Consider the following 26,736-nt stretch of genomic DNA (forward strand, 5'->3'; position numbering starts at 1 on the left):
GCGGGCCCGGCGCTCCCGTGTGCCCTAGGGGAGGATGCCGGCGGTGCGGGCCTCGGTCAGCCACTCGGGGAACTCGACCATGAGCTCCTTGTACAGCTCCTCGTCCGACATCAGCCGCGGCTCGCGGCCGGCGTGGAAGAAGCCGGCGTTGTCGACCACGCGCCGTTCCGGCACCGGCAGCTCGTCGAGCCTGCGCAGGAAGTCGAAGCCCTTGCCGTCGGGGTCGCCGAAGCCGACGAACTGCCAGAAGATGGGCAGCTTCGCCGCCTCGCACAGGGCGCGCTCGGCGGCGGGCTTGCTGTACGGGGCGCCGTCGGTCTGGAAGATGACGAAGGCGGGGTCGGTCGCGCCGGACTTCTTGTAGTGGTCGACGACGGCCTCGATGGCCCAGTGGTAGTTGGTCCGTCCCATGTGGCCGTAGGACTCGTGCAGCTGCTGGATGCGGCCGTCGTAGTCGGTCAGGTCCAGCTCGGCGGTGCCGTCGACGTCCGTGGAGAAGAAGACGACGGGCACGACGCCGTCGTCGTCGAGGTTGGCCGCGAGGCCCAGCGCCTGCTCGGCGAGGTGCTGGACGGTGCCGTCCTTGTAGTAGTTGCGCATCGAGCCGGAGCGGTCGAGGACGAGGTAGACGGCCGCCCGCCGGCCCGCCAGGCCGTGCTTGCGCAGCGAGACGCCGGCGGACTTGTAGAGGCTGACCAGCCCGGGGGCCGTCTCGCGCACCTTCTCCAGGCTGACGGCGGGCGTGCCGTCGGCGTCCCCGCGCGCCGGCTCGGGCTCGGGCTCCGGGCCGGGGGCGGGTTCGGTGCGGGGGCCGGGCTCGGGCCTGGGGGCCGGCTCGGGCTCCGGGACGGGCCTCGGCGTCGGCATCGGGCTCGGCCGGGGCTCGGGCTCCGGGACGGGCTCGGGCTCCGGGACCGGCTCCGGGCGGGGCGGTCCGGGCGTGGGGATCGGGCCGAGCGGACCCGGGTCGGGGACGGTCGGGCCGGTGCGCCCGGCACCCCGGTCGGTCGGCTGGGCCGGTACGGACACGGCGGCGGGAGCGGCGTCGTCGGGCCCCGCACTCTGCTGGGGCAGGCTCGGTTCGTCGCGCGTGGCTGTTCTCGACCGGCCGAACGCGTTCCGCAGCAGACTCCGAATGCCCATGGGGAGATGTCCTTCATGTGTCTCGGGTGCGAGTGAATTGTCCGTAGTGCGGGGAAAAATCCCCTGACTTGGCGACTACGTAAGGCTAGCCGTCAAGTCCCGTCCCGTCCGTTCACACCCGACACGCCGTGCGCGCGTGTCCTGTACGGGCGTACGGAGCCGCCTTTCCGGCGGTCGGCGGAATGGAGGATTCGGCCTCTCTCCACCTGCGCGTCGACCGGCCTTCATCCGGTGCGGGTAACCGCCCCCGACGGCATTCGTTGCCGCGAACACCGGAAGAAGCACAGGGCACGGGCAGGGCAAGAACAGGGCAACAAATGGGTGCAGGGCAACCCTTTCCGTCCGTACCCGCCTCTTTACCGGTGACCATTGCGGACCGAACACGAGTACCCAGCACGGGGGCAGGGAGTTGAGGGGCACATGGGCCTGACCAGCCGGTCACTCTTGTACACGGTGGTGTTCGTCGCCATTGTGTGTGTGGGGCTCACGATATGGCTCTGGCCGAGGCTCTCCGGGCGGGGCCCGCTGCCCGTGCTGGGCCGCCTGGGCGCGATCCTGGTGACACAGCTGACGATCATGTCCTCGGTGCTGCTCGCGGTGAATTCCGCCAATAGCTTCTACGGCACCTGGGGCGAGCTCATCGGTAAGTACGACCGGTCGCCGGGCCAGGTCACCCAGGGCGCCGACGCCGGCGCGAATGCGCGGATCGACACCGGTAAGGGCGGCCTGGTGCGGCCCGCCGGCTCGGAAGGCCTGGAGAAGGCCGGACTCCCCAAGGGGCCCAAGGACGAAGTCGGTGCGCTGGAGTCGGTGCGGCTGGTCGCCCGCCGCGCGAATGTCGTCGAGCCCGCGTTCGTCTATCTGCCGCCCCAGTATTTCCAGAAGCAGTACGAGCGCGCCCGCTTCCCCGTGATCGTGGCCATCAGCGGATACCCGGGCGGCATCAACAATCTCTCCCAGTACCTGCAGGTGCCGAAGACGGCGAGCACACTGATCTCCGAGAACCGGATGCAGCCCACCATCGTGGTGATGGTCCGGCCGACCATCGCCCCGCCGCGCGACACCGAGTGCGTGGACGTCCCCGGCGGCCCCCAGGCGGAGACCTACTTCACCAAGGACCTGCCCGAGGCCCTGCGCAGCGCCTACCGCGTCGGCCACGAGGCCAGCGCCTGGGGCGCCATGGGCTATTCCTCGGGCGGCACCTGCGCCCTCGAACTCGCGATGCGCCACCCCGGCGTCTATCCGGTGGCCGGCGCGCTCTCCGCCGATTACCGGATCAAGAACGATCTCACCACCGGCAATCTCTTCGGCGACGGCGAGGAGGGCAAGCGGCGCCAGCGCGAGCACGACCTGATCTGGCGGCTGAAGAACCTGCCCGTTCCGCATGTCTCGGTGCTCGTCACCAGCAGCGAGAAGGGCGAGAAGAACTACGCGGAGACCAAGAAGTTCCTCGACGCGGTCAAGGAACCCATGACGGCCGCGAAGATCATCCTTCCCGCCGGCAGCCATAACTTCACCACCTGGCGACGGGAGATCGCGCCCACCCTGGAGTGGATGGGCAAGCAGCTCACCTTTCCCCAGGACACGGCGGACAAGCGGAAGCCGTCCGACAAACAGCGCGAGGAAGACAAGAAGAAGGAAGAAGAGAAGAAGCGGGAAGAGCAGAAGAAGCAGGAAGAGGAGAAGAAGCGGGAAGAGGAGAACGAATAACGGCCCGTCATTCCCTTCGGACGCGCTCACCCGGCTCCGCCGTCACCGCGCAGGAGAACACCAGCTCGTCCTCCTGATGACCGCTGACGCGAGTGACGAACGAACCCGAGGCGTCGGGGCCTTCGCGCTCGGCGGCTATCCGGATCGGGCTGTCCAGCTCGGCGTAGCGGTGGAACGATCCGGCGAGGGCCGTCGGGAGGATCACCGGGTGCGGGGCGAGGGCGGTGGCCGCCTGCCGGGCGGCCTCCAGCAGCACCATCCCCGGGACGTGGTCGACGGGGTGGTCGAAGAGTATGGGGTGCCGCCCGTCCGCCCGCAGCGTCCAGCGGCCCGGCCGGGCATCGTCCTCCGCGCCCAGGACCACGTCGAACGCCGAGGCCCGGCCCACCGATCCGGGCGCCACCGCCGGTATGCCCGGCACCTCCGGGGTGCCCGGCGCCCGGTCGCCGCGCAGCCGGCGGTAGACCTCCGGCGAGGTGCAGGTGTAGGACGCGCTGCCGGTGGCGGCGACCTCGCCGTCGCGGCGGATCACCACGTCGTAGCGCATGGCCGACAGCACCCTGCCGCGCCGCCGCACGTCCGAGCAGACGACGTCCAGCTCCAGCTCCGCGGGAGCGGCGCCGATGTCCAGCCGCTCGGGGCGGACCGAGTACTCCAGATGCCACATCAGGAACTGGTAGCCCAGCGGCACGTCGAACTCGGCGTGCGCGAGGAGCGAGCCGATCTGCCGGATCGTCTCGGCGACCATCAGGGGATCGTGCCGCGTACCGTGGACCGGGGTGAAGAAGCTGTGCCCGCGAGGCCACTGGGCCCGTACCCGGAAGCGCTGCTCGTCCACTCTGCGCCAGCCGGTCAGCAGCACCTCGGCGACCGCCGCGCGGTGCACGAACTCCCGGGGCACCGTCGTGGTCAGCCGGGGCAGAGCCGGTGCGAAGGACCCGGGCACGGTGGTGGTCGGGTACATGATTCCCCCTCGGATCGATATGCAGAGCTGGCCGGTTGACCGACGATTGTCAAGGTGCGTGCCATCGGGTTTTCTTTTAGAGTGTTGACCTTCCGCGGTCAACGCCCTTCGGGGGGTCAAGATACAAGGCGGTTGACGGCCACTCAGCCATGATGTGATTTACCTCTCGCGTGCGGAACGTTCGTACTGGGCGGTTTAATTTTTCAGGGTTCTTCCGCCAATCAATGGAGGTCGATTGTGGCCGTGCCGCTGCGCCGGATACGCCTGGCCGCCGTCAATATCGACGGCGTCCTTCTGAATGACACGTTCAGCCCGATGATCCACCGCTTCGTCACCAGCCGCGGCGGGCGGTACACCGCCGAGGTGGAACGAGCGATCTTCTCCCAGCCGCAGCTCGTGGCCGCCCGCGCCATGGCCGGGGCGGCCGGCGTGGACTGGAGCCCGGAGCGGGTGCTGGAGGTCTACTTCGAGGAGCGCGCCGCCTACCTCGAACAGGACCCGATCCGCCTCCTCGACGGGGCCCTCGAACTCCTGCACAGGCTGCGCGCCCTCGGGCTGCGCACGGTCTGCTACGGCGGCCTGGACGCCTCGCACTTCACCCGCTACCTCGGTGAACACGCCGGCCTCTTCGACGGCCCCGGGTATGTATGCACCAACGATTTCCGGCCAGGAATCACCGAGATCACCACGGACGTCTTCGGGCTCGGGTATGACGAGGCCCTTTTCGTCGACGACGTGGCCCGGGTCGCGGAGTCCGCGCGCTCGCTGGGCGTGGCCTTCATCGGCCATCCGTCCGGCTTCGAGCACGGATTCCAGGGCGAGTTGATGCGCGCGGCGGGCGTGCGGCACGTGGTCGGTTCGCTTGCCGACATCGACGAGGCGCTGCTGCGCACCGTCGACGCGGAGATGGAGGCCGGGACCCACTGGACGGGCTCCGGCGCGTACGAGAACGAGAAGGGCGGGAACGATGACCGGTGAGAACGGGCTGCTCCGGGGCAGGGTCGCACTGATCACGGGTGCCAGCAGCGGTATCGGAGCGGCGTCCGCGCGGGTGTTCGCCAGGGAGGGTGCGACGGTCGTCCTGGCCGCCCGGCGCGAGGACCGGCTGCGCGAGCTGGTGGACGAGCTGAAGGGCAAGGGCGCCGAGGCCGCGTACGTGGTCACCGACGTGACCCGGCGCGAGGACGCCAGGCGGGCCGTGGAGTTCGCGGTCGAGCGCTACGGCCGGCTGGACTCGGCGTTCAACAACGCCGGTTGGGGCATGGGCCGCACCCCGCTGCACCTGATGGACGACGCCACGTACGACAGCATCATGGACGTCAACGCCCGCGGTGTGTGGAACTGCCTGCGCGACGAGGTCGCCGCGATGCTCGCCTCCGGCAACGGCGGCACCATCGTCAACAACAGCAGCGTCGGCGGGCTGTTGGCGACGCCGGTCGCCGCCCCCTATGTGGCGGCGAAGCACGCGGTCATCGGCCTGACGAAGGCAGCGGCCGCCGAGTACGCGACCCAGGGCATCCGGGTGAACGCCGTGGCCCCGGGCACCACGCGCAGTGAGGTCGTCGCCGACTGGTTCGCGCAGAACCCGGGCATCGAGGAGGCGCTGCACGCGGCGACCCCGCAGCCGCGCACCGCGGAGCCCGAGGAGATCGCCCAGGCCGCCGCGTGGCTGCTCAGCGACCGGGCGTCCTTTGTCACCGGCGCCACGATGCCGGTGGACGGCGGATTCACGATGGTGTGATTCCGGGGGTGCGATTCGGCTTGGTGTGCGGGATTCACCAGGGTGAGAATTGCGCCAGATTGCGAGGCCGGGCTTGATAGGATACGGACTCGCCGGTTTGATTTCGGGGGCGACAACCGCACCAGGGGGGTGCACCTGTCGCCCTCGCCGCCGATACGCGGCGAAGCGACCCAATTGATCCGGAGGCAACCGTGGCAAAGCAGGACCGTGCGATCAGGACTCGCCAGTCCATTCTGGAAGCGGCCGCGGTGGTGTTCGACGAGCGGGGCTACGACGCCGCCACCATTACGGAGATCCTCGCGCGGGCCGAGGTGACCAAGGGGGCGCTGTATTTCCACTTCGCCTCCAAGGAGGAACTGGCGCTCGCCGTCATAGACGCCCAGATGTCGACCGTGCCGGAACCGGCCGCACTGACCGGATCCTGCAAGATGCAGGACCTGGTCGACATGGGCATGATCTTCGCCTACCGGCTGCTCGACGACCCGCTGCTGCGCGGCAGCGTCCGGCTCACGCTGGAGCACGGCTCGTCGAACCTCAACCGGGCCAGCCCCTTCAACGGCTGGACCGAGGTCCACACCCGGGTCCTGCTGGAGGGCAAGGAGCGCGGCGAGGTGCTGCCCCACGTGGTGCCCGCCGACACCGCCGAGCTGATCGTCGGGGCGTACGCGGGCATCAACACCATGTCGCAGGCGGTCACCAACCGCGCCGATCTCGAGCGCCGGGCCACCGTGCTGTACGAGCACCTGATGCCCAGCGTGGCGGTGCCCTCGGTGCTGGCCCGGCTCGACATGGGCCCCGGCCGCGGTGCCCGTGCGCTGGCGCTGGCCGAGGCGGAGCGGGCGCGCGCCGAACGGGCGCAGTCCGGGCACCTCATTGCCGCCGGCTGATCGATTCGGTGAAACCGACCCGGCCCGGCGGCGGTGATCAAACCGTCGTGCCGGTATCGGGGCAACGGAAGGGCGGCTCGATTCACCGGGTGGTGGCCGGTTCCGTCTCCTCCCGGCCCGCGTCCGTCCGGTCGGCCGAGTCGAGGATCTCCAGGGCGACCCGGAGGAGGGCGGCGCGCTTGTCCTCGGGGTCGCCCTTCAGCGTCTCCAGGGTGAACGCGCCGTGGTGGACCGTCAGCAACGCGCTGGAGAACCGGACAGAGGTCTCCAGTGCTCCGTCACCCGCGTGGATGAGCCGCGAGACGGCCGTCACCCGCTCGCGCAGGGCCTCGCCGATGCTGAGCTCCCGCAGCGTCGCCTGGTTCTCCTGGAGGATGCGGTAGATGGGAGCGGCGTCGCGCAGGGCGACGCTGTAGCGCCGCAGCAGCTCGCGCTTGGTCTCCAGGGTGGGCGGCTGGGCCTCGCCCCAGGCGATGAGCTCGTCGACCGGCCGGCCGAGCTGGTCGGAGAGGGCGCTGAGGATGTCCTCCTTGGTCTTGAAGTGGTAGTACAGCGCGGCCTTGGTGACCCCGAGCTCCTCGGCGATCTCCCGCAACGACGTCTTCTCGTAGCCGCGCGAGACGAACAGGGCCAGTGCCGTCCTCTGGATGCGCTCGCGGGTGTCGCTCTTGCGGGGCTGTGGGGTGGTGCCCATGGGCTCACTCTCCTGCTGTCCGTCGTCCGTCGTCCGTGCACTCAATTAGCCCGTCGGCAAGTAAGCGCAGGTGGGGCTCCCCGACACGTTAGGGGAGAAAGATCGGCCCGCAGGACACAGTCGGTACGGCGATACCGCTGCCGACCGGTACGTCCGGCGGCGTAGGCCCGGTGGTCGGGGCGTCCGCCGCCGCCTCTGCGCAGGGTGCCGGGCGCGGGTCCGGCCCGGCCGGCGCGGATTTCCCGTGAACAAAACTTCCCGCTGGTCACCGTCGCCGCGGTCAACGCGCTGCCACGGCGCCCGCGCGGAGCGGGGCGGCTGGCCGGTTCCTTATGGCCGGGAACTTTCGTTCAACGGTATCTAACCGGGCGGCAAGCAAGGAGAAAGCATACTTGACGCCCGGTTAGGAGGTGCATACTCTTCCGGCGGAGCTGGCTGGCCTGGCGGCAAGTATGTAAACGCGACTGGACCGAGGGGATGGTGCGCGTCGAGATGGCACGAAACATGGCTGCCGCGATCGACTACTACGCCGCACACGACTACGACGCGGTGGACGAGCACCGGGCGGTGGACGACCACGGCGCGGACGGCTGGGTGGTGGAAGAGCCCATACCCGCGGTCTTCGAGGGGCTGAGCGTTCCGGTGCGGACCGCGGCCTCGCTGCTCGGGCTGACGCCATGGACCGTCGCCCACCTGATAGAGCGCGGCGAATTGCGCAGCGAACGTGGCGGGCAATATCGCTATGTCACGCTGACCAGCATTTTTTCCTATCGGCGGCTGACACGTTGATGTCTGTTTCGCGGTAGCACCACTCACTGGCTCGAATGAGTGAAAGCCGGTTGAATGCCCGGAACTTCCCGAAAGGGCCGGAGTTATTCAGAACGCTTTCTCAGTGGGGGCGCTACTCGATCGAAAGGCAATAGACGTGCTCAAGAAGGTACTCGCGACGGCCGCCGTGACGGCTTCCGCGGTCGGCGCCATCGCCTCCCCCGCGATGGCCATCGGGAACGACCAGGACGTCCTCAACGCCAATGGTGCCAAGACCGGCTACGGCAACACCAAGACGGGCGGCAAGGAAAGCCCGCAGATGAGCCTGATCCAGGGCACGCTCAACAAGCCCTGCATCGGCATCGGCAAGGTCGGCATCCAGTCCGTCCTCGCCCTCCTGCTCAACGTCGGCATCCAGGACATCCCGATCCTCACGTCCCAGCAGCAGCAGCAGTGCACCGACAACTCCACGATCAACGACGGCGACGACCCGCTGTCGCACATCCTGGACGAGATTCCGATCCTGTCGGGCAACGGCTCCGGGAACGAGGGCGCCCTCTTCGGCGGCGAGCACGGACACGGCGGCCACTGACGGCAGTCCTCCCGGAATTCCGGGAAATCCCCCTGCGGCGGATGTGCGGGATCCGCTACGGGGGGATTCCCCTTTTCCGGACCATGGTTTGATAATTCCGGCCGCTGGGCCGAAAGACTGAAGCCCGATAACCTTTGCGGGCGGCTTCCGGTTAGACATGGCGTTCTTGTCATTCGTCGACTCGGAGCGAAGGAACCACTGTGCTCAAAAAGGTAATGGCCACGGCCGCGCTCGCCGTCTCCGCAGTCGGTGGCGCCGCCGGTCCGGCCCTGGCGGCCGGTGGCGGTGATACGCAGGACGTCATCAACGCCAACGGCGCCGGCCAGATGTACGGGAACACCTACACCGGCGGCTACATGAGCCCGCAGATGGGGCTCATCAACGGCTCGCTCAACAAGCCGTGCATCGCCATCGGCAAGCTGGGCGCCCAGTCGCTGCTCGCGCTGATCAACGTCGGCATCCAGGACGTTCCGATCCTGTCCTCGCAGCAACAGCAGCAGTGCACCGAGAACTCCACGATCAACGACGGCGACGACCCGCTGTCGCACATCCTGGACGACATCCCGATCCTGTCCGGCAACGGCTCGGGCAACGAGGGCCACGGGCTCTTCGGCGGCCTCGGCCGCCACGGCCACGACGGACACGGACACGGGCACGGTCACGGGCACGACGGCCACCACTGACCGTCCCCCGAGGAGCAGAACCGCCCCCCGGCGATCCCGGGGGGCGGTTCTTTGCGGCCCCCGGACGGGCGTACCCCCGTTCGGACGCCCGTCCGGCTTCCGCCGTGGCGCAATTATGCAGGCCGAATCCGGTCAGCCCTCGTAGTAGACCGTGAGCACCGCGCCGCCGATCTCCACGCGCCGCTGCCCGTGGCCCTCCCCCCGGCGCAGCGCGCGCAGGCAGGCGCGGAACATGGCCATCTCCTCGCGGTCGAGGACGGCGGCCGCCAGGTCGAGGAGTTCGGCGACGCTCCGGTCGGTGAGCACATCGGGCAGGTCCCCGGAGAGCAGGACGACGGATTCCCCGGTGCGTCCCCGGACGACGGCGTTGGACGTCGAGCCACCACTGACAACGAGCACGCAATTCCCCCCTGGCCTCGGCAGAGCGAGACGATATCCGGGAAGCGGCGTGATCCTCGGCCGGACGGGAATATTCGCTGGAATCAACTGTTCCGGGAACCGCGGCAGTTCGGCGCGGCGTCCGGTACGCGCGCGTGGCGCCTCTGCGGCCGGCTCAGTCCTCGGCGGGTGGCTCCTTGGGGGCGCGTTCGAGGAGCGATTCGACCAGTGCCGCCACATGCCTCCGGTCGTCGGAGGACAGCCGCTGGACGCTGGCGATCAGCAGGTCCACCTCGGGGTCCGGGCGGGACTCCGGTGCCTCCTCGTCCGCCGGGTAGAGGTGGATGCCGCAGGCCTCGGCGGCCGCGCGCCGCACGGTGTCCAGGGGGAGTTCGAGGCCCCGGGACAGTCCTTCGAGCGTGGCGGGCTGCGGCATGCGCACCAGGCGCTCGGCGGTGGCCAGGTGGTGCACGGTCGAGCGAGGGATGCCGCCCCTGCGGGCGACGTCCCCGTAGGACCACCCCTGCCGGTCCAGGCGCTGTCTCATCATCTGCTGCAGTGCGTTGGCCACTGACGGTCGCTTCCTGCTCTCGGCGGTTCGGCTCTCGGCTGGCTCGGCCCTCGGGTGGAACCGATTCTACGGGCGGCCCTCGGGCGAACCGCTTGCGCGGTGCCGACGACCGCCACTACTGTCCAATCTCGTTGGACAGCACGTCCGATCGCATCGGACGCGGGCTGGGGGGTCCTGCCCGTGCCCGGCGTCTTTATTCGCGCACTCCGCGAACAACCATCCCGGAGGGGGACAACCATGCTCGACGCGCATGAGCTCGAGGCCGAGTCCGCTGAGCTGCTGCCCGGTCGTGAGGCCCTGGGCAAGCTGAAGTTCAGCTTCACCCGCACCACGAACGTCACCAAGCACGTCGCCAACGTCTCGGCGCACAACTCGTCGGCGGCGCTCAACGCCTTCTCGCCGGACGCCGTCGCGCAGTCCGCGGCCGGCCAGTCGATCGCCATTTCGCAGTAGTGCGCCGCGGGCCACCGTCGCCCGCAACAGGCGTGCAACAGCACGTCACAGAACGGTCCGCGAGCCGGACCGGTCGCAAGCACCCTCGTTGGACACGTCGTTGGACAGAAAGGCATCGCCATGAGCATGAACCCGAACGAGCTCGAGGCCGAGTCCGCTGAGCTGCTGCCCGGCCGTGAGGCCCTGGGCAAGCTGAAGTTCAGCTTCACCCGCACCACGAACGTCACCAAGCACGTGGCCACCGTCCACGCGAGCAACGAGTCGCTGGCCGTCAACCAGGTCTCGCCGTTCGCGGTGGCGCAGTCCGAGGCGACGCAGGTCATCTCGATCAAGCAGTAGCCCGGCCCACACACTCGGCGGGCCGCGTCCAGGGGAAGCGCGGTCCGCCGATCAGGGGGGGAGAACAGCGGTTTCGCCGAGGGGGAGGAACGTGGATGACGGTGGTCGGAGACCACGAGGCCGGCCGCAGCCGCCATCGCAGTAACGGCGAGACCGCGACGATCCAGATCGACACCGGGGTGTCCGACGTCCGGACAGGGGACGCCGGCGCCCCGGTGCCGGGGCCCGGGGGCTTTCCGTACGCCGCCACGCGCGCGTGCGGGGAGGGGGAGCCCGAGGCCACCACCGTGCGGCTGCCGCTCGCGAAGCAGCCCGAGCCGCCGCCGCGGCCCGAGGCGGGATCCGTCGTCCCACGCCTCGGTGCCGGGCTGCGGCTGCACGGCGAGTACCAGGGCTCGGGCTTCAACGAGCCCAAGTACATCGCCCGTCGGGGCGACGGCCAGGTCGTGCAGCTCTCCCGGCTGCTGCACCTGGTCGCGTCCGCCATCGACGGCGTGCGTGACCTGAACGCCGTCGCCCGCGAGGTCAGCACCGAGTTCGGTCGCGAGGTCAGCGCCGACAACGTCGCCTACCTGGTGGAGAAGAAGCTCGAACCGCTCGGCATCACCGTGCCGCACGGCCAGGAGAGCGACGAGGTCGACGGCCCCCGCTCGGACCTGCTGCTCAGCCTCAAGGGCCACCGCGTCATCTTCAACGAGAAGCGGGTGGCCGTCATCGCCCGCTCGCTGGCCTGGCTGCACCGGCCGCCCGTCGTGGTCGCCGTCCTGCTGCTGGCCGTCGCCATGGACGTATGGCTCTTCGCCTTCCACGGCGCCATGGAGCCCGTACTCAGCGTCCTCGACCAGCCGTTGCTGCTGCTCGTGGTCTTCGTGCTGACGGTCGCCTCCCTCGTCTTCCACGAGTTCGGGCACGCCTCGGCCTGCAGATACGACGGCGCCCATCCCGGCTGCATCGGCTGCGGCATCTTCCTGATCTGGCCCTCGATGTACACAGACGTCACCGACGTCTACCGGCTCGGGCGCGCCGGGCGGATCCGCACCGACCTGGGCGGCGTCTACTTCAACGTCGTCTTCATGCTGCTGCTGACCGGCGCGTACTTCGTCACCGGCGAGCCGTTCCTGCTCTGCGCCGTCTACCTCGGCCACTTCGAGGTGCTGGAACAGCTGATGCCGGCGGTCCGGCTCGACGGCTACTTCATCCTCGGCGACCTCGCCGGGGTGCCGGACCTCTACGGCAAGATCAAGCCGATCCTGCTGAGCATGATCCCGGGCCGCAAGCCCGACCCGGCCGTGGCCGACCTCAAGCGCAAGACCCGGATCATCGTCACCACCTGGGTGCTGACGATGGTGCCCTTCCTGGTCGGCGAGCTCTGCTACGCGCTGTGGAACCTGCCCCGCCTGGTCGCCACGGGAATGCGCTCGCTCACCAACCAGCTCACCGGCACCTACGAGGCGTTCGCCGAGGGCGAGCTCCTGGCCGGGCTCGCCGGTGTGCTCGGCAGCCTCATGCTCATCGTGCCGCTGGCCGGCATGACGTACCTGTCGATCCGGCTGACCGGGCGACTGGGCCGCAACGCCCTGCGCGCCACGGCCGAACGTCCGCGGCTGCGAGCCGGACTGGTGCTCGCCGTGGCCGCCGTCGCGACCACCCTGGCCTACGCCTGGACCAGCGGCGTCACGCCCAAGCCGCTGCCCGCCGAGCCGCCGATCGCCCCGATCCTGCAGCCGCACGTGCCCAAGGCCCCCGCGTCGCCCAGCCCCTCGCTCCCGGGCCACGACCCGTCGCAGGACGACGCGCCGGGGGCCTGGGCCCCGGACGGTGCCGCCCCCGTACCGACGCCGCTGCCCTGGCGCACCCCGCCCGCCGTCCCGGGCCTGCCGACCCTGCCGGCCCCCGCACCGGCCGAGCCGGGCGCCCCGGCCGCCGCGCCCGCCCCGGCCCCCAAGCCCACCACGCAGGCCACGGCCCCGGTCGTCCTGCCGCCCACCATGCCTCCCGCACTGCCCCCCGCCCTGCCGCCGTCCGCCCCGCCCAAGCCCGCGCCGAGCGCCACGACCGCGCCCCCGACGGTCGCGCCCACGACGCCCGCTCCGGCACCCGCCCCGACGGCGAGCCCGTCCGACGCGGCCACCAGCCCGGCGCCCTCGGCGCCGGAGACGTCGCCGCCACCGTCACCGTGAACCGTCCAAGGAGAAGACCGTGAACGCCTTTCTCTCCCGCCACTTCCTGCGCCTGGGCCTGCTGGCCGCCGGTATCGCCACCGTCACGACGGCGGGCCCCGCCCAGGCCGCCGAGGCCGTCGCCGTCGCCCACGACGCCGTCCGCACCACCGCCAACCACCGCCACCACACCCAGTTCCGCGACAGCTTCTCCGTCCGCCAGCTCGGCACCGTCGCCGCGGCCCGCGTGGGCAACCACGCCACCGCCCGGTCGGTGGGCTGCACGGCCGACGACGCCTGCCGGTCGGTGGCCCTGTCCTTCCAGATCGTCACGTACTCGGGCGAGCGCGTCCGCCTGGCCGCGGTCAACGCCGGCCGCGCCACCAACGACCACTGCACCGGCTGCCAGACCCTGGCGGGCGCCTACCAGTTCGTCGTCGTGACCCCGAAGGCCACCCGCCTCACCCCGGCGGCCCAGCGCCGCCTCGCCGACATCCACCGCCGCCTGGACGCCCTGGGCGCCTCCCGCCTCCCGGCCGCCGAACTGAAGAAGGAGGCCGACGGCCTGGCCGCCGAGGTCGCCTCGCTCCTCGCCGACCCCGCCTCCACGGCCACCGCCCCCTCCGCCCGGCCGACCGTGAAGGTCCACCGGCAGCTGGACGGGTGGCCCCGCCGCTGACGGCACGCCGCCCGCCCCTGCGGAATAATCCCGATCATGAGGCTCACCGGGTCGCACCAGCGGCTGCTCGCCGATCTGGCCGCCGTCGGGGCGCCGTACCCGCTCGTCCTCGCGGGCGGGTACGCGCTCGGGGCGCACGGCCTGGTGGACCGCCCGTGCCGGGACGTGGAGCTGGCCACCGACAGCGCGGTGCCGATGACGGACATCGCGGCGGTGGTCCGCTCCGGACTGACCGAACGCGGCTGGAGCGTCCGGCACTCCGACGCCGGCCCGCTCGAGGCACGCTTCCTGCTGACCGGCACCGGGACGGCGGAGGGGGCGGTGGAGGAGTGCACGGTGATCCTCCTCAAGGAGACGATGTGGCGGCCGCCCGTACACACCGAGTACGGGCTCGTCCTCGCCGCCGAGGACGCCGCCGGCATCCGTGTGCGCGCCCTGGCCGACCAGGGGCTGGCCCCCGACCTGGTCGACGCCCGCGCGGCCTCCGGCCGCTGGTCCCGCCCCGACCTCGAGGAACTGGCCCGCCGCCACGCCCCCGACACCTTCGACCTCACCGATCTGCAGGCCCGCCTCGAGGGTTCCGACTGGATCGACGACGCCGAGTTCGCCGCCTGCGGCCTCGACGAGGACGGCATCGCGGAACTGCGCCGCTGGGCGCACGCCTGGGCCGACGACATCGCCGAACGGCTGGCGGAGGAGGCGCCCTACGAGGAGGACGAGGGCGGCTGAGGGCCAGCGGTCCCGCTGAGCCCATCGTGCCCTCCTGTGGCCCGAGTTCCGCAGGAGCACGCTACTGCGGAAGCTTCGCCTCCACCGTCGGCCGGGGAATCCCTCAACAGCGGACCGGCTGGCCGCTCTGGCGGATGATGTTGTCGGCGGACATCCAGCCCGCGGTCTTCGTCCCCTCGACGCGGACGTAAATCCACTTGTGACCGTAGGAGTTCTCGACGGAGCAGTGGAACCAGAGCTTCGTGCCGGACTTGACCTTGGACACGGCGGAGCAGACCTTGTAGGGCCCTGTCAGCACATAGCGGTCGCCGGTCAGGTAACCGTACGTGCCCGGCTTCGGATCCTTGTGCTTCCATCCGGCGCAACTCGTCGACACGGGACTGGGCGTGGCCTTCGTGGCACTGGGCTTGGCCGTCGGAGAGGCCGCCGAGGGCGAGGGAGAGGGCGAGCCGGAGGGCTTCCCGGACGGCGAGGCGCTCGGGGAGTTCGCGTCGGCGCTCGCCGCACCCCCGCTCGGCTGTCCACCGGCCGCCGGGGAGCCGGCCGCGGGCGGCGCCGCCTGTGGCTCGTCCCCGTTCTTGCCGCTGTCCTTGCCGGCCAGGGCGTACGTGACGCCGCCCCCGACGAGCACGACGAGAGCGGCCGCCGCTGCGACGAGGGCGCGGTTGCGACGCCGGGCGGGCTGCGGGGAGCCGGCCTGCGGGGAGCCGGCGTGCGGAGGCTGTGGTGCGGGCTGCTGGAACGACGGCGGGGCGGGCTGCTGGAACGGCTGCGGGGAAGGCTGAGGGAACGGCTGCGGGGCGCCGAACCCGGGCGGCGGGGCGGCCCCGAACGCCGGCGCGGCCCCGAACCCCGGCGGCGGGCCCGGAGCGACAGCCTGCGTCGGCATGGGAGTGACGGGGATGGGGGCAGGGGCGGGGGCCTGCGGCGGCGTGGGTGCCGGCGCCGCGTGCCCGGGGGCCTGGCCCGCCGCCACTCGCTCCAGCATCTCGCGCGCCTGGTCGGCACTCGGCCGGCTCTCCGGCTCCTTCGCCATCAGCGCCAGCAGCACCGGCGTCAGCGCTCCCGCGCGCTGGGGCTCCGGCAGCGGCTCGGTGACGATCGCCGACAAGGTGGACCACACGGATGTGCGGCGGAACGGTGACGTTCCCTCCACCGCCGCGTACAGCGTCATGCCGAGCGACCAGATGTCCGACGCCGGGCCCGGCTCCTTGCCCTGTGCGCGCTCGGGCGGCAGGTAGTCGAGGGAGCCGACGAGCTGACCGCTCTGGGTCAGCTTGGCCATGGCCTCGTCGCCGGAGGCCTCCATGCTGGCGATGCCGAAATCGGTGAGCACGACCCGGCCGCCGTGCTCCAGCAGCACGTTCCCCGGCTTGACGTCCCGGTGCAGCACACCGGCCTTGTGCGCGGCGTCGAGCGCGTCCATCAGCTTGGCGCCGATCGCCGCGGCCTCGCCCGGATCGAGCGCGCCGCGCTCCGCCAGCACGTCGTCGAGTGAGGGCCCGTCGACGAGCTCCATGACGATGACCGGGAGTCCCTGCTCCTCGGTCACGTCGTGCACGGTGACCACGCCCGCGTGCCGGATGCGGGCGGCCGCCTGTGCCTCCCGCTGCATCCGGGTGCGCAGGTCGAGGAGTTCGGGCGTGGTGGCGTCGGTGAAGGCCCGCAGGACCTTGACGGCGACCTCCCGGTTCAGCAGCTCGTCCACCGCTCGGGCGACCACGCCCATCCCACCGCGCCCGATCATCGCGGTCACCCGGTAGCGGCCACCGAGCACCTTGCCTATCAGCTCGTCGCCGTTCGCTTCCCCCGTCGTCACCGCACGCTCCGTTCCCTCACCACTCGTCGTTCACCATCCGGCGGCTCCAAGACCATCCGGCGGCCCCAAGAGTAGAGGCAGCGCGCCGGAAGGACGGCGATCGCCCGGACCGCGATCGGCCGGGCGCTACCGGTCGTCCGGCCCGGCGCCCAGCAGACCCGCCTCATAGGCCATGACGACCGCCTGGGTGCGGTTGTTCGCGTCCAGTTTGGTGAGCACGTTGCCCACGTGCGTCTTGACGGTCTCCAGGCTCAACCGCAGCGCGGTGGCGGCGCCTTGGTTGGAGTGGCCCTCTGCCATCAGCCGCAGGATCTCGATCTCGCGTCCGGTGAGCAGGGCGGCCCGGCCGGCGGCGCCGTCCCGCCGAGCCGGCCTGGCCGTGGCCAGCCGGCGGACGGCGTCCGGGAACAGCAGGGAGTCACCGGCGGCCACCAGCCGGATGGCGTGGGCGATCTGCCGTGAGGGCGCCCGCTTGCGGATGAATCCGCTGGCGCCCGCCCGCAGCGCGTCGTAGACGTGCTCGTCGTTCTCGAAGGTGGTGATCACGACGACCTTCGGCGGGTCGGCCAGCGCGGACCGCAGCCGCCGGGTCGCCTCGATGCCGTCCACCTCGGGCATCCGCACGTCCATCAGCACGACGTCCGGGCGCAGCCGCTCGACCATCGGCAGTACCTCGGCGCCGTCGGCCGCCTCCCCGACGACGTCGATGTCGGGCTTCGCCGACAGCAGGGCCCGCAGTCCGGTGCGCGTGAGTTCGTCGTCGTCGACGACGAGGACGGTGACCGGCGGGTCGGAGAGGGCGGCGGCCGGTCCGTCGTTCGGATTCATGGCGCCGACCGTAGCGGTATGCGTGCCGCCAGCCGCCAGTGCGTCCCGGTCCCGCCGTCGTCGTCCGTGCGTCCCGCGGACACCTCGCCGCGCAGCAGCCGCACCCGCTCGGTGATCCCGGTCAGCCCGTGCCCGCCTTCCCCGCCGGGTCGGGACGGGCGGAACGGGCGTGCGGGCACCGTGACGTCGACCGGGTTGACGATCTCGACCTCCAGCCAGCCGTCCCGGGTGGCGACCCGCAGGCTGATGCCCGCGGACTTCCCGCTGTGCCGCAGGGCGTTGGTCAGCCCCTCCTGGACGATGCGGTAGGCCTCCCGCGACACCGTGGCGGGCACGCGCGCGAGGTCGCCGGAGGTCGCCACGTCCAGCGCGGCCCCTGTCCGCCGGACCCGCTCGGTCAGGGGGCCGAGGTCGGCGAGGGTGTGCTGCGGTGTGGTGGGCGACGTGCCCTGCCGCAGGACGCCCAGCACATGGTCGAGGTCGTCCATCGCCGCACGGGACGTCTCCTCGATGCTGCTGAGGGCGCGCCGGGCCGCTTGGGGATCGCTGTCCATCAGTTCCCCCGCGACGGCGGCCTGGATGGTGGACGCCGTCAGGGTGTGCCCGATCGAGTCGTGCAACTCCTGGGCCAGCCGGTTGCGCTGGGCCAGCAGATCCCGCTGCTCCTCCACGGCGGCCAGCCGCTCGGCCGGCCCGTGTCCGAGGAGGAACGCGCCGAGCAGCCGCATGACGGCCGTGCCGGCGACGGTCATGTATCCGGCGAACAGCAGGGACCCGGCGCAGACGACCGCCGTCCACAGGCCCTGCGGTCCACCGCTCACCCGGACGGTCCACCCGAGGCTCTCCACCGGACCGCCGCCGCTCAGCCAGACCGAGGGGAACGCGACGGCCGCGAACAGCGACAGGCAGCTCAGCGCCGTCACCGCCGCACCGACCGTCAGGTGCGCGGCCAGATGGGCCGTCGTCCGGAGCCGGTTCACCCACGGGGACGCCGACGACGCCAGCGGGACGGGCAGCCCCGTGCCGAGCAGCCGGTTGGCCAGCCGTACGCATCCCCGGCGCGCCGCACGCGGAGCGCCCATGGCCACGAGCACCGCGCACAGCACGAGGCCGAACGTCACGGCACGAGGTCCCGCGGGCCACCGCGACGGGGTGGCGAAGAGCGCCACGAGCAGCGGCGGCAGGCTCATGGCCGCGCCGAGAAACGCGTACGCCCCACCCCGGTAGGCGGCCCTGCTGAAGAGCGGCCTGATCATCGTCTTCACCAGCCGCACGCTACCTTCGGCCCCGCGCGGCGCACCTCCCCCGAAAGAGCCGGAAACAGGGCCCCTCAGCAGGGGGATTCCGCATTCCCCCGGTGCCGCGATGCGGGGGATTGCCTGCGGCTGCGAGCGTTCCGCGCATGAAAACGACTCGACCGGAGGCCCGTGCCTCCCTCGCCGCGAAGGCGGGCGCGGCCGCGTGGATCGTGGCCGGCGTGCAGTTCCTCGTCGTCCAGCTGGTGGTGCAGTCCGCCTGGCACACGCCCTACAGCTGGGCGCGCAACAACATCAGCGATCTCGGCAACGTCGGGTGCGGGACGTGGGACGAATCCCGGCCGCGGTACGTGTGTTCACCGCTGCACGACGCCATGAACACCTCGTTCGTCGTCCACGGCGTCCTGCTGCTCGTCGGCGGGCTGCTGATCGGTGCCCGGGGCTGGGGGCGCGGGCGGTGGTCGGTGACCGCCCGGATCCTGTTCGCCGTCAATGCCGGCGGGTGGGTGCTGGTCGGCTTCGTCCCCGCGGACGTCAACGAGGATCTGCACGTCCTGGGCGCGCTCGTCATCATGGGGCTGGGCAACATCGGACTCGTCTGCGCCGGATTCGCCCCGCGCGCCTCCCTGTTCGGCCGGATGCGGCCCGTGACGCTGCTGATGGCGGCGGCCGCGGTGGCCGCCGCCTGGATGTTCTTCGGTCAGCACGATCCCGGCATCGGGCTGGGCGGCATGGAACGGATCGCGGCCTTCGCCCTGGACGGCTGGGTCTTTGTCATGGCCCTCGCCGTGTTCGTCAGCGGGAGGTTCGTCAGCCGGACGTTCGTCAGTGGGGCCGCCGTCAGTGCGACGGCCGGGACTTCTGCCCGACGCGCGTGATGGTCACGGTGGTGGGCCCCCAGGTCGAGGTGACGCCTTTGGACGTCAGGCAGGCCGTGAGGCTGGAAGCGAGCAGCGTGACCTCGGTGACGACCGTGGCCCCGGTGAAGGCGCCCGAGGTGATGCGGCCGGTGCTGACGGTGACCATGTTTCCCCCGGGGCGCACGGCCGCGACGCTGCGGATGGCGGCCGTCGAGGTCTTCCCCTTGTTCCAGTGGAAGATCAGGGTGCCGGACGCGGGACCGGCGAGGCAGGACAGCGTTCCGGAGGAGTCGCCTCCGAATGTGGCGCGGCTGAAGCGGGGATCGGACGTGACCGGGCAGCCGACGGCCGCGCGCGAGCTGATGGCGGTGGGTTTGGGGGTGAGGGTCAGCCCGGGGGAGTACCGCGCGGACACCGTTCCCGCGCACTCCAGCAGCACGGGCGGACCCGGGCTGTCGTCGCCGGCGTGTGCCGTGGGCGTGAGCGTGAGGGCGAGCAGGGCGGCGGCCGTGGCGCACCAGGCCTTCCGCAGGAATCTCGTCGGCACGGAACGTCCTTCCTGGATGTCGCTGGTTGTCGCTTGATGTCGCTTGATATCGGGGAGCGGCAGTGGGACGACGATCTCGGCTCAGTTCCGGCGTACGTCGACCGCCACCGTGCTGCACTGGTTGTCGGCGGCGGTGTAGACGAGGCCGTCGTTGCGGACGCCGAAGGGCCCGAGGTCCACGAGGGCGCGCGTCAGATGGGCCCCTTCGACGCGGACCTCGCCGACCTCAGGGCAGGCGTCGAGGACGGCCGCTCCCAGTTGGTGGAACGTGTGCTGGCTGGAGCGGCTGGTGTGTGCGGTGAACCCCTCCTCGACCGCGCGCCGGGCGCGGTGCCGGCAGTCCCCGTAGCCCGCGTCGCCGGCGTCGTACGTCCCCGCGTACAGCCAGCCGATGTCCAGCCGGGCGCCGAAGACGCGGTCGGTGAAGGAAGGGGTCGTGGTGAAGGCGTCCCGGGCGAAGCCGGTGAAGGTCGCGCCGCCGGTGACGAACAGCTCCACGTCCAGCAGACCGCCGCGCACGGCGCTCTCGCCGTCCCGCGCCAGGACGACCTGGACGTGGTCGTGCGGGGGCCGCGCGGCGGCGAAGTGCCGGATGCCGGGCATTGGTTCGTCGCCCGGCCCGGGGGCCGGCAGCGGGGCGGGCTCCGAGGCGGTGATGCGCAGGTCGACGGTGTGCGCCGCCGGGACGGCGCCGAGGAAGTGCCGGGCGAGGGCGAGCGCGTAGGTCTCGGGCTCGGAGGCGGTGTGGCGGCCGGCCAGCGCCAGGACGGCGTTGTTGATCGCACCGGTCGGGAGCAGGCGGGTGTTGTCGCCGTCCCGGTAGACCTCCGGAAGGTCGACCAGCAGGCGGACGTCGACGCGCATTCTGCGGACTCTTCGCGGTTCGCCGTCCCTGTTCACGAGCAGGAATTCGAGCCCCGATTCGCCGTATGCGTGCCGGCCGATGGAATGCCCCATCGCCCTCCGTTCCACTGGTCTTCCACTGGGTTGTCCACTGGTCCGGGAATGCGGTCCGGTGCGTGTTCCGGACACGATGGCAGTGGCTCCAACGCCGGTCAATATGAGCCGTATTCATATGACTTTCGTACCGCGAGGGCGTATGGACACGCCGGTTCACCGATGCCACGGTGGAGCCCGACAGTGAGGAGTGGCACTCATGCCGAGCTCCTTCGTTCTGCCCGGGTCCGTGCAGGTCGCCGTCGTGGGGGCGGGGCCGGTGGGGCTGTGGCTGGCCGGCGAACTGGCCCTGCACGGCGTCGGCTGCGCGGTTCTCGAACGCGAGCCGCACATCGCTCCCGTGACGCGCGCGCTGATGCTGCACGCCCGCACCCTGGAATACCTCGACATGCGGGGCTTGGCCGACGCCTTCGTCGCCGACGGACACCGGTGTATGCGTTACCCGTTGGGCGCCGACGGCGTTTTCGCGCCCTTCAGCGCATTGGACAGCCCCTTTCCTCACGCGCTCGCCCTCCCGCAATTCCGGACGACGTCCCTGCTCGAGGAACACGCCCTGAAGAACGGGGCTTCGGTGTTCCGCGGCGTGGACGTCACCGGTCTGCGGCAGGGGGACGAGGACGTGGAGCTGACGACACGCCGTGCCGGGCGGAACCACCGGCTCCGGGCCGCGTACGTCGCCGGGTGCGACGGCGCGCGGAGCACGGTCCGGCGGCTCGCCGGCATTGCCGCGCCCCGGCACGTCTATCCGTACGACGTGACGTCCGTCGACGCGCGGCTGACCGTGGAACGACGACAGCCCTGGAGCGCCCGCGGCCGGCACGGGATGGCGATCGTGCTGCCCTTCGGGGACGGCCACGCGCGCGTGGTCCTCTACGACTACCGGCACCGGCCGGACCCGGGCGACGGTGCGGGGGACGGTACGGACGGTGTCCCGGACACCGTGCGGGCCCGGCTCCGCGCCCAGGCACTGCTCGCGGAGATCACCCGCGGCACGGTGGACCTGCGGGACGTGACGTGGGTCAGCCGGTACCGCTGCGAGCGGCGGCACGCGCTGCGGTACCGCGACCGCCGCGTGCTCCTGGCCGGTGACGCCGCCCACGTCCACCCGCCCACCGGCGGCCAGGGACTCAACACCGGGATCGCCGACGCCATGGCCCTCGGCTGGCGCCTCGCCGCGGCCGTCACCGAGTCCCGGCACGGGCACCTGCTGGACGCCTACGCCGACGAACGGCGGCGCGCCGCGGGCCGCGTCCTCGGCCTGACCGCCGCCCTGCTGCACTTCAACGCGGCACCTTCGGCGTGGGCCGAGCCCCTGCGCGCCGCCGCCCTGCTCGGTGCCCGGCTGCCGGCCGTGCACCGCCGCCTCGCCACCGTGCTGGCGGGGCTCTCCCCGCCCCTCGGCGGTACGGGCAGCCGGCCCCGGGGCGGATGGCGCGCGCCCGACGTGCCCCTGCTGACCGCCGGTGCGGACGGTCCCGTCCGCCTCTTCGAGGCACTGCGCGACGGTCACCATGTGCACCTGATGCCACCGGACGGCGGCCCCGACCCGCGCGCCGCGGCGTTGGAGCACCCCCTGACGACCGTGTGTTCCGCGGCGTTCCGGCGGGCACGCGTGATCCGCCCGGACGGGCACTTCCTGTGACCCTCCGGACAACCGCCCGGAGCGCGAAGCGACGTGCGCGCCGGGCACGCACCGCCGTGCTTCCCTGCCGTCTCGCCCTGCTCTGCGGCGCCCTGGCCATCGCGGCCCCCACGGCCGCCCTCCCGGTGATCTCCCACGATCTGCACCTGGGGCCCGCGCAGACGTCGGCGGTCGCCGCCGCCCACCAGCTGGCGTGCGGTCCGCTGCAGCTCGGGGCCGGCCGGCTCGCCGACCGGTACGGGCCGCGGCGCGTCCTGGCCGCCGCGCTGGCCCTCTTCGCCGCGGGCGGCCTGCTCGCGGCCACGGCCGTGAACGGCCCGTCCCTGATCGCCGCGCGGCTGATGCAGGGAGCGGGCGGCTCCGCCCTGTCGCCGGTCAGTCTGGCGCTGGTCCTGCGAGGGTGCCCGGCCCCCGAGGACGAGCCGCGGGCGGTCGCCGGGTGGGTGGCGACCGCGGCCCTCGCCTCGTCCCTCGGCCCACTGCTGGGCGGCTCGCTCGCCGGCGAGCTCGGCTGGCCCGCGGTCTTCGCCGCCCTGGCCGCCCTCGCCGCGTGCACGCTCGCCGGCGTGCTCGCCCTGCCGACCGGCGGGGGCGTACGGAACCCCGCACCACTGGACGTGCGGGGGATCGCCCTGTGCACGGCGACAGCGGGAGCGGTGCTCGTCGCGCTGACCCTTCCGGCCGCCGGGGCGCCGGCCCCGGCGGCGGCCGCCGCCGCAGCGACCGCCGGCGGGCTGCTGGCACTGACGCTCCGGCACGCCCGGCGGCAGGACCACGCGGCCCTCGACACCCGGCTGCTGCGCGAATCACCCGCGCGGCGCGCCCTGTTGGTGCTCCTCGCCCTGTTCTGCGCCCACGCGGCCTTCGCCCACCTCACCTGGTTCGCGCTCGCCCACGGCCACGGGCTCGGCCCGCTGCGCTCGTCCCTCGTGACCCTGCCGTCGGCGCTGCCCGCTGTCGTCGCGAGCCGCCTGGCCGCGGCGCGGGCGGGCCGCCCGCTGATGCGGGCCGGGCTGCTGTGTCTGGCCGTCGGCCTGCTCACCGGATCCGCCGGCTACCGGGACCCCACGCCGCTGTGGCTGACGGGCTGCGCCTGCGCACTGGCCGGATGCGGGCTGGGGCTGGCCAACGGAGCCGCCATGGCCACCGTCACCGCACGCCGTGACCCCCGGCACACCGCGGCGGCCACCGCGACGGCCACGGCCTTCGCCATGCTGGGCGGCGCCTCGGGCCCGGCGGTAGCGGCCGCGGCCCTTACAGCGCTCACACCCGGAACCCCATGGCCGTACCCGCCGCAGGCCACGCACCTCACCCTGTCCCTGCTCGCCCTCACCACAGCGGCAACGGCCCTCACCCTCACCCGCAGGTCCAGGAACGACGAGAGCCGATCCCCGCGAAGTGCGGAAGACCGGCTCTGACCTGGTTCGGGAAGCCCAGGTGGTCGGGCCGTACGGCGGCCCTGCTCAGAGGACCGCCGCATGGCGTCGTCAGATCCGCCTCTCGATGGTGATGTACGGATCCCACTTGAAGTAGCCCAGCCGGTTCTTGCCGTCGAGCAGCTGGAAGTAGAACTGGTACTGGACCCTTCCCGTTTTCAGGATGTCCGTGGTCCAGTAGTGGTCCTTGATTTCCTGTATCTCGAAGTCGGTGGTCCCGTTCTTCGGCACCGGGACGACGCGTTCGGCCACCCTGACCTCAGGCGGGCTGATGAGGTTCCCGCCACTCTGCGGCACGAACTTGTACAGCAGGGCGCTGTAGTCGAAATTGAGCGACAGCGTCGTCTCGCGCCACCGGATGATATCGCCCGGAGTCGCTTTGACGTTCAGTTCGGCGCCCGGGTATCCGATGACACGGTCCTGGCGAGTCGTCATGTAGATCAGGTTCGATGCGACGGTCGTCGGACTCGTGGGGTTCTGCGAGGGGTTCGGATACCTCTTGTGGATGGTGAACGCGTCGAACGAGATCAGCACGTTGACGATTTGTGAGACTTCCCGGGGAAGGTCTTGGGCCTGTTCTTCGTCCGTCGTCATGGATCCTTCTTTCCTGCGGCCCTTTTCGCGTTTCGAATCCGCGATGGCGCCGCATGAATTCCGCTGTCCTGTGCGACTTTCGTCCGTCACACTCCCAGGATCCAAATATCTCGGCAAGCACAGTATTCGGACATGCGTAATTTTTGGACGAGGGAATGCCATTCCAATTTGCATAAGTGATGCCGGAAGGTGTGTTCCGGAAGTTCGATGCCGGGGGAAGGCCTTCTCACCTGCGTCACGCAGGCACCTTGCGGCGCTTCCTCTCGGGCACTCTTCGCTTCCGGCGGGGCGAACGGTGCCCGGTGGGGCGGCCGGGGCGGAGATGGCCTGCGACCGAGGCAATGCGATTGAGACCAGGCCTCATGGCGGAAAGCGGCATGGGCCGATGTGGCCGGCCCGCCCGTTCTGGTGCGCGACGCGCTGGAACGGTCTAGACAACGAACAAGGCCCAGGTCGCCGACCTGGGCCTTTCGTATGGAGCGGGCGACGAGAATCGAACTCGCGCTCTGAGCTTGGGAAGCTCATGTTCTACCATTAAACTACGCCCGCGTGAGGGCGCCCCGTAGGGCGTCGCATCGTCGCACACTGTACCTCATCGAAGGCCTCCGTCGCACTTGTCGCGGGGGCCTTCTTCTCGTGTGAGGGGGGTGTGGGGGCGTGGGGGATGCGTGCGTGGGGGGCGGGAGTTGGGGCGTACCGTGGGGCGCGGCAATCGATCGGGGGGTGGTCGGGGTGCCGCGTTCAAGGCCGTCCGATAGATCCCCTAATGTGGCTTTTCTCGTCACGTTCATGGGGAAAGGGAGCTCGATGGAGCGCACCGTCGTTCGTTGTGCCGAAGGGCACGTGTTCAGCACCGCTTCGTTCCCGATGCAGCACCTCGGCGCCGGCCGGATCGGCCCCGGACGGCTGCTGCGCTGCCCGCGCTGCGCGCGGTTGCGGCAGTCCGTGCCGGTGGGTGTCGACAAGAGGTGAGCCGGGTGCGGGCCCGGGGCCGGGCGGCCCCGGGCCCGCGTTGTCAGGTTGTCCGTCTTCTTTGCGTATCCTCGAGGCGTGCTTCTCTCAGACAAGGACATCCGGGCCGAGATCGACGCCGGCCGAGTGCGGATCGACCCGTTCGACGAATCGATGGTGCAGCCGTCGAGCATCGATGTGCGGCTCGACCGCTACTTCCGGGTGTTCGAGAACCACCGGTACCCGCACATCGACCCCGCGGTCGAGCAGGCGGACCTCACGCGTGAGGTGGTGCCGGAGGGTGACGAGGCGTTCATCCTGCACCCGGGCGAGTTCGTGCTGGCCTCGACGTACGAGGTGATCACGCTCCCCGACGACGTCGCCTCGCGACTGGAGGGCAAGTCCAGCCTCGGCCGGCTCGGCCTCCTGACGCACTCCACGGCCGGCTTCATCGACCCGGGCTTCTCCGGGCACGTGACGCTGGAGCTGTCGAACATGGCCACGCTCCCGATCAAGCTGTGGCCCGGGATGAAGATCGGCCAGCTGTGCATGTTCCGGCTGACCTCGCCGGTCGAGCATCCCTACGGGTCCGCGAAGCACGGTTCCCGGTACCAGGGCCAGCGCGGGCCGACGCCCTCGCGGTCCTTCCAGAATTTCCACCGCACGCAGGTCTGAGCGACCAGGGAACAAGGCGAAGAGCAACAGTGAGTGAGATCCGCGAGAACCTGACCTACCCGATCTTCGGGCAGGCCATCCGTGAGCTGGCGCAGACCATCGCGGACGACGGCTACGAGCCGGACATCATCCTGTCCATCGCGCGTGGCGGCGTCTTCGTCGCGGGCGGTCTCGCCTACGCGCTGGACTGCAAGAACATCCACCTGGTGAACGTCGAGTTCTACACCGGTGTGGGTTCGACGCTCGAGATGCCCGTCATGCTGGCGCCCGTCCCCAACGCGATCGACTTCTCCAACAAGAAGGTCCTCATCGCGGACGACGTCGCCGACACCGGCAAGACGCTCAAGCTGGTGCACGACTTCTGCCTCGACCACGTCGCCGAGGTGCGCAGCGCGGTCATCTACGAGAAGCCGCAGTCGCTGGTGAAGTGCGAGTACGTCTGGAAGCGCACCGACGAGTGGATCAACTTCCCGTGGTCGGTCGAGCCGCCGGTCGTCCGCCGCGAGGGCCAGGTCCTCGACGCCTGAGCCCCCCCGGGGACGTACCGCAAGCGAACGGGAGAGGGCCCCGGGGGCGGGCGGGGGGGGGGGGGGGGGGGGGGGGGGCCCGGGGGGGCGCCGCGCCAGGGGGGGGGGCCCGGTGAATGCCGACCGCCGCCGGTCAGTGCGGGCGGCGGGAGGG

The 26,736-nt window shown here is 71.3% G+C and carries 29 protein-coding genes and 1 tRNA gene; 18 read left to right on the forward strand and 12 right to left on the reverse strand.

From position 1 onward, the window contains the following. Nucleotides 1-24: 24 nt before the first annotated feature. Complete coding sequence (locus tag ACIG36_RS29235; RefSeq protein WP_399934203.1) at nt 25-1,143, reverse strand: vWA domain-containing protein; 1,119 nt, start codon at nt 1,141-1,143, stop codon at nt 25-27. 420 nt (nt 1,144-1,563) lie between these two features. Between ACIG36_RS29235 and ACIG36_RS29240 the strand changes: the two genes are divergently transcribed. Further along, entirely contained in the window at nt 1,564-2,853 is a 1,290-nt protein-coding gene (locus ACIG36_RS29240; RefSeq protein ID WP_399934206.1) for an alpha/beta hydrolase, read from the forward strand. 7 nt (nt 2,854-2,860) lie between these two features. On the opposite strand, the gene ACIG36_RS29245 is transcribed toward ACIG36_RS29240, so the two are convergent. Further along, a complete protein-coding gene (locus ACIG36_RS29245) occupies nt 2,861-3,817 on the reverse strand; it encodes a ScbA/BarX family gamma-butyrolactone biosynthesis protein (protein WP_399934209.1) in 957 nt (318 codons plus the stop codon). 237 nt (nt 3,818-4,054) lie between these two features. On the opposite strand from ACIG36_RS29245, the gene ACIG36_RS29250 reads away from it, so the two are divergent. The 3 genes from ACIG36_RS29250 (at nt 4,055) to ACIG36_RS29260 (ending at nt 6,445) form a co-directional block, all read left to right on the forward strand. Then, nucleotides 4,055-4,795, forward strand: coding sequence for an HAD family phosphatase (locus ACIG36_RS29250; protein WP_399934210.1), 741 nt, complete (start codon nt 4,055-4,057; stop codon nt 4,793-4,795). Further along, a complete protein-coding gene (locus tag ACIG36_RS29255) occupies nt 4,785-5,558 on the forward strand; it encodes an SDR family NAD(P)-dependent oxidoreductase (RefSeq protein WP_399934213.1) in 774 nt (257 codons plus the stop codon). The genes ACIG36_RS29250 and ACIG36_RS29255 overlap by 11 nt, the downstream gene beginning before the upstream one ends. 191 nt (nt 5,559-5,749) lie before the next feature. Then, nucleotides 5,750-6,445 (forward strand): ScbR family autoregulator-binding transcription factor, encoded by a 696-nt coding sequence (locus ACIG36_RS29260; RefSeq protein ID WP_399934215.1) that lies wholly within the window; start codon nt 5,750-5,752, stop codon nt 6,443-6,445. 82 nt (nt 6,446-6,527) lie between these two features. On the opposite strand, the gene ACIG36_RS29265 is transcribed toward ACIG36_RS29260, so the two are convergent. Beyond that, nucleotides 6,528-7,139, reverse strand: coding sequence for a TetR/AcrR family transcriptional regulator (locus ACIG36_RS29265; RefSeq protein WP_399934218.1), 612 nt, complete (start codon nt 7,137-7,139; stop codon nt 6,528-6,530). Between the two features lie 504 nt (nt 7,140-7,643). Here ACIG36_RS29265 and ACIG36_RS29270 point away from each other — a divergent pair. The 3 genes from ACIG36_RS29270 to ACIG36_RS29280 all read left to right on the forward strand — a co-directional run bounded on the left by ACIG36_RS29270 (nt 7,644) and on the right by ACIG36_RS29280 (nt 9,182). Beyond that, on the forward strand, nt 7,644-7,928 hold the full coding sequence (locus ACIG36_RS29270) for a hypothetical protein (protein WP_399934220.1): 285 nt from the start codon (nt 7,644-7,646) through the stop codon (nt 7,926-7,928). Between the two features lie 136 nt (nt 7,929-8,064). After that, a complete protein-coding gene (locus tag ACIG36_RS29275) occupies nt 8,065-8,499 on the forward strand; it encodes a rodlin (RefSeq protein WP_399934223.1) in 435 nt (144 codons plus the stop codon). 200 nt (nt 8,500-8,699) lie between these two features. Continuing rightward, the gene (locus ACIG36_RS29280) at nt 8,700-9,182 is read left to right on the forward strand and encodes a rodlin (protein WP_399934226.1); all 483 of its coding nucleotides are present in this window, start codon (nt 8,700-8,702) and stop codon (nt 9,180-9,182) included. 132 nt (nt 9,183-9,314) lie between these two features. On the opposite strand, the gene ACIG36_RS29285 is transcribed toward ACIG36_RS29280, so the two are convergent. Together ACIG36_RS29285 and ACIG36_RS29290 are read right to left on the reverse strand one after the other, a co-directional pair. After that, entirely contained in the window at nt 9,315-9,581 is a 267-nt protein-coding gene (locus ACIG36_RS29285; RefSeq protein WP_399934228.1) for a hypothetical protein, read from the reverse strand. A 154-nt stretch (nt 9,582-9,735) separates the two neighbouring features. Next, the gene (locus ACIG36_RS29290) at nt 9,736-10,131 is read right to left on the reverse strand and encodes a helix-turn-helix domain-containing protein (protein WP_399934231.1); all 396 of its coding nucleotides are present in this window, start codon (nt 10,129-10,131) and stop codon (nt 9,736-9,738) included. Between the two features lie 237 nt (nt 10,132-10,368). Here ACIG36_RS29290 and ACIG36_RS29295 point away from each other — a divergent pair, with 237 nt between their 5' ends. From ACIG36_RS29295 to ACIG36_RS29315, 5 genes are all read left to right on the forward strand, one after another. Continuing rightward, nucleotides 10,369-10,584, forward strand: a complete 216-nt coding sequence (locus ACIG36_RS29295; protein WP_399934234.1) for a hypothetical protein — start codon at nt 10,369-10,371, stop codon at nt 10,582-10,584. Between the two features lie 120 nt (nt 10,585-10,704). After that, nucleotides 10,705-10,923, forward strand: coding sequence for a hypothetical protein (locus ACIG36_RS29300; RefSeq protein ID WP_399934237.1), 219 nt, complete (start codon nt 10,705-10,707; stop codon nt 10,921-10,923). A gap of 95 nt (nt 10,924-11,018) precedes the next feature. Then, nucleotides 11,019-13,103: a hypothetical protein gene (locus ACIG36_RS29305; protein ID WP_399934239.1), complete on the forward strand. Its 2,085-nt coding sequence runs from the start codon at nt 11,019-11,021 to the stop codon at nt 13,101-13,103. Nucleotides 13,104-13,122: 19 nt separating this feature from the next. Beyond that, nucleotides 13,123-13,761, forward strand: a complete 639-nt coding sequence (locus tag ACIG36_RS29310; protein WP_399934241.1) for a hypothetical protein — start codon at nt 13,123-13,125, stop codon at nt 13,759-13,761. A 36-nt stretch (nt 13,762-13,797) separates the two neighbouring features. Continuing rightward, entirely contained in the window at nt 13,798-14,490 is a 693-nt protein-coding gene (locus tag ACIG36_RS29315; RefSeq protein ID WP_399934244.1) for a hypothetical protein, read from the forward strand. Between the two features lie 103 nt (nt 14,491-14,593). Here ACIG36_RS29315 and ACIG36_RS29320 read toward each other — a convergent pair whose 3' ends face one another. The 3 genes from ACIG36_RS29320 to ACIG36_RS29330 all read right to left on the reverse strand — a co-directional run bounded on the left by ACIG36_RS29320 (nt 14,594) and on the right by ACIG36_RS29330 (nt 18,393). Next, entirely contained in the window at nt 14,594-16,309 is a 1,716-nt protein-coding gene (locus ACIG36_RS29320) for a serine/threonine-protein kinase (RefSeq protein WP_399934247.1), read from the reverse strand. A gap of 126 nt (nt 16,310-16,435) precedes the next feature. Beyond that, nucleotides 16,436-17,137, reverse strand: a complete 702-nt coding sequence (locus tag ACIG36_RS29325) for a response regulator (RefSeq protein WP_399934250.1) — start codon at nt 17,135-17,137, stop codon at nt 16,436-16,438. Continuing rightward, nucleotides 17,134-18,393, reverse strand: a complete 1,260-nt coding sequence (locus ACIG36_RS29330) for a sensor histidine kinase (RefSeq protein WP_399934494.1) — start codon at nt 18,391-18,393, stop codon at nt 17,134-17,136. Before ACIG36_RS29330 ends, ACIG36_RS29325 begins: the two co-directional genes overlap by 4 nt. 146 nt (nt 18,394-18,539) lie before the next feature. On the opposite strand from ACIG36_RS29330, the gene ACIG36_RS29335 reads away from it, so the two are divergent. Then, nucleotides 18,540-19,271 (forward strand): DUF998 domain-containing protein, encoded by a 732-nt coding sequence (locus ACIG36_RS29335; protein WP_399934252.1) that lies wholly within the window; start codon nt 18,540-18,542, stop codon nt 19,269-19,271. Here the strand turns inward: ACIG36_RS29335 and ACIG36_RS29340 are convergent. Together ACIG36_RS29340 and ACIG36_RS29345 are read right to left on the reverse strand one after the other, a co-directional pair. After that, nucleotides 19,234-19,800 (reverse strand): hypothetical protein, encoded by a 567-nt coding sequence (locus tag ACIG36_RS29340; protein ID WP_399934254.1) that lies wholly within the window; start codon nt 19,798-19,800, stop codon nt 19,234-19,236. The two genes, ACIG36_RS29335 and ACIG36_RS29340, sit on opposite strands and share 38 nt — an antisense overlap. An 81-nt stretch (nt 19,801-19,881) precedes the next feature. Continuing rightward, nucleotides 19,882-20,664 (reverse strand): hypothetical protein, encoded by a 783-nt coding sequence (locus ACIG36_RS29345; protein ID WP_399934257.1) that lies wholly within the window; start codon nt 20,662-20,664, stop codon nt 19,882-19,884. A 292-nt stretch (nt 20,665-20,956) separates the two neighbouring features. Here ACIG36_RS29345 and ACIG36_RS29350 point away from each other — a divergent pair, with 292 nt between their 5' ends. Together ACIG36_RS29350 and ACIG36_RS29355 are read left to right on the forward strand one after the other, a co-directional pair. Beyond that, on the forward strand, nt 20,957-22,399 hold the full coding sequence (locus ACIG36_RS29350) for an FAD-dependent monooxygenase (protein WP_399934260.1): 1,443 nt from the start codon (nt 20,957-20,959) through the stop codon (nt 22,397-22,399). Between the two features lie 56 nt (nt 22,400-22,455). Next, nucleotides 22,456-23,817 carry an MFS transporter gene (locus ACIG36_RS29355; RefSeq protein WP_399934263.1) on the forward strand — a complete coding sequence of 454 codons (1,362 nt, stop codon included), beginning with the start codon at nt 22,456-22,458 and terminating at the stop codon, nt 23,815-23,817. Between the two features lie 69 nt (nt 23,818-23,886). Here the strand turns inward: ACIG36_RS29355 and ACIG36_RS29360 are convergent, their stop codons facing one another. Both ACIG36_RS29360 and ACIG36_RS29365 read right to left on the reverse strand, forming a co-directional pair. Beyond that, the gene (locus tag ACIG36_RS29360) at nt 23,887-24,429 is read right to left on the reverse strand and encodes an inclusion body family protein (RefSeq protein ID WP_399934266.1); all 543 of its coding nucleotides are present in this window, start codon (nt 24,427-24,429) and stop codon (nt 23,887-23,889) included. 475 nt (nt 24,430-24,904) lie between these two features. Next, nucleotides 24,905-24,978: transfer RNA gene (locus ACIG36_RS29365), tRNA-Gly, on the reverse strand. Nucleotides 24,979-25,236: 258 nt separating this feature from the next. Here ACIG36_RS29365 and ACIG36_RS29370 point away from each other — a divergent pair. From ACIG36_RS29370 to ACIG36_RS29380, 3 genes are all read left to right on the forward strand, one after another. Next, entirely contained in the window at nt 25,237-25,401 is a 165-nt protein-coding gene (locus ACIG36_RS29370; protein WP_399934269.1) for a hypothetical protein, read from the forward strand. A gap of 78 nt (nt 25,402-25,479) precedes the next feature. Next, a complete protein-coding gene (dcd, locus tag ACIG36_RS29375; protein ID WP_071962992.1) occupies nt 25,480-26,055 on the forward strand; it encodes a dCTP deaminase in 576 nt (191 codons plus the stop codon). 29 nt (nt 26,056-26,084) lie between these two features. Continuing rightward, entirely contained in the window at nt 26,085-26,582 is a 498-nt protein-coding gene (locus ACIG36_RS29380; RefSeq protein ID WP_399934272.1) for a phosphoribosyltransferase, read from the forward strand. The last annotated feature ends 154 nt before the right edge of the window (nt 26,583-26,736 follow it).

It is taken from the genome of Streptomyces sp. NPDC053048 (assembly GCF_044547045.1).
GTDB lineage: Bacteria > Actinomycetota > Actinomycetes > Streptomycetales > Streptomycetaceae > Streptomyces.

What these genes read in the sequence shown, in the direction of transcription:
- ACIG36_RS29300 (WP_399934237.1), top strand. Translation starts at nt 10,705, where the DNA reads ATGAGCATGAACCCGAACGAGCTCGAGGCCGAGTCCGCTGAGCTGCTG.
- ACIG36_RS29345 (WP_399934257.1), bottom strand. Translation starts at nt 20,664, where the DNA reads ATGCGCGTCGACGTCCGCCTGCTGGTCGACCTTCCGGAGGTCTACCGG.
- ACIG36_RS29255 (WP_399934213.1), top strand. Translation starts at nt 4,785, where the DNA reads ATGACCGGTGAGAACGGGCTGCTCCGGGGCAGGGTCGCACTGATCACG.
- ACIG36_RS29350 (WP_399934260.1), top strand. Translation starts at nt 20,957, where the DNA reads ATGCCGAGCTCCTTCGTTCTGCCCGGGTCCGTGCAGGTCGCCGTCGTG.
- ACIG36_RS29335 (WP_399934252.1), top strand. Translation starts at nt 18,540, where the DNA reads ATGAAAACGACTCGACCGGAGGCCCGTGCCTCCCTCGCCGCGAAGGCG.
- ACIG36_RS29245 (WP_399934209.1), bottom strand. Translation starts at nt 3,817, where the DNA reads ATGTACCCGACCACCACCGTGCCCGGGTCCTTCGCACCGGCTCTGCCC.
- ACIG36_RS29330 (WP_399934494.1), bottom strand. Translation starts at nt 18,393, where the DNA reads ATGATCAGGCCGCTCTTCAGCAGGGCCGCCTACCGGGGTGGGGCGTAC.
- ACIG36_RS29305 (WP_399934239.1), top strand. Translation starts at nt 11,019, where the DNA reads ATGACGGTGGTCGGAGACCACGAGGCCGGCCGCAGCCGCCATCGCAGT.
- ACIG36_RS29265 (WP_399934218.1), bottom strand. Translation starts at nt 7,139, where the DNA reads ATGGGCACCACCCCACAGCCCCGCAAGAGCGACACCCGCGAGCGCATC.
- ACIG36_RS29270 (WP_399934220.1), top strand. Translation starts at nt 7,644, where the DNA reads ATGGCTGCCGCGATCGACTACTACGCCGCACACGACTACGACGCGGTG.
- ACIG36_RS29315 (WP_399934244.1), top strand. Translation starts at nt 13,798, where the DNA reads ATGAGGCTCACCGGGTCGCACCAGCGGCTGCTCGCCGATCTGGCCGCC.
- ACIG36_RS29235 (WP_399934203.1), bottom strand. Translation starts at nt 1,143, where the DNA reads ATGGGCATTCGGAGTCTGCTGCGGAACGCGTTCGGCCGGTCGAGAACA.
- ACIG36_RS29325 (WP_399934250.1), bottom strand. Translation starts at nt 17,137, where the DNA reads ATGAATCCGAACGACGGACCGGCCGCCGCCCTCTCCGACCCGCCGGTC.
- ACIG36_RS29360 (WP_399934266.1), bottom strand. Translation starts at nt 24,429, where the DNA reads ATGACGACGGACGAAGAACAGGCCCAAGACCTTCCCCGGGAAGTCTCA.
- ACIG36_RS29240 (WP_399934206.1), top strand. Translation starts at nt 1,564, where the DNA reads ATGGGCCTGACCAGCCGGTCACTCTTGTACACGGTGGTGTTCGTCGCC.
- ACIG36_RS29295 (WP_399934234.1), top strand. Translation starts at nt 10,369, where the DNA reads ATGCTCGACGCGCATGAGCTCGAGGCCGAGTCCGCTGAGCTGCTGCCC.
- ACIG36_RS29370 (WP_399934269.1), top strand. Translation starts at nt 25,237, where the DNA reads ATGGAGCGCACCGTCGTTCGTTGTGCCGAAGGGCACGTGTTCAGCACC.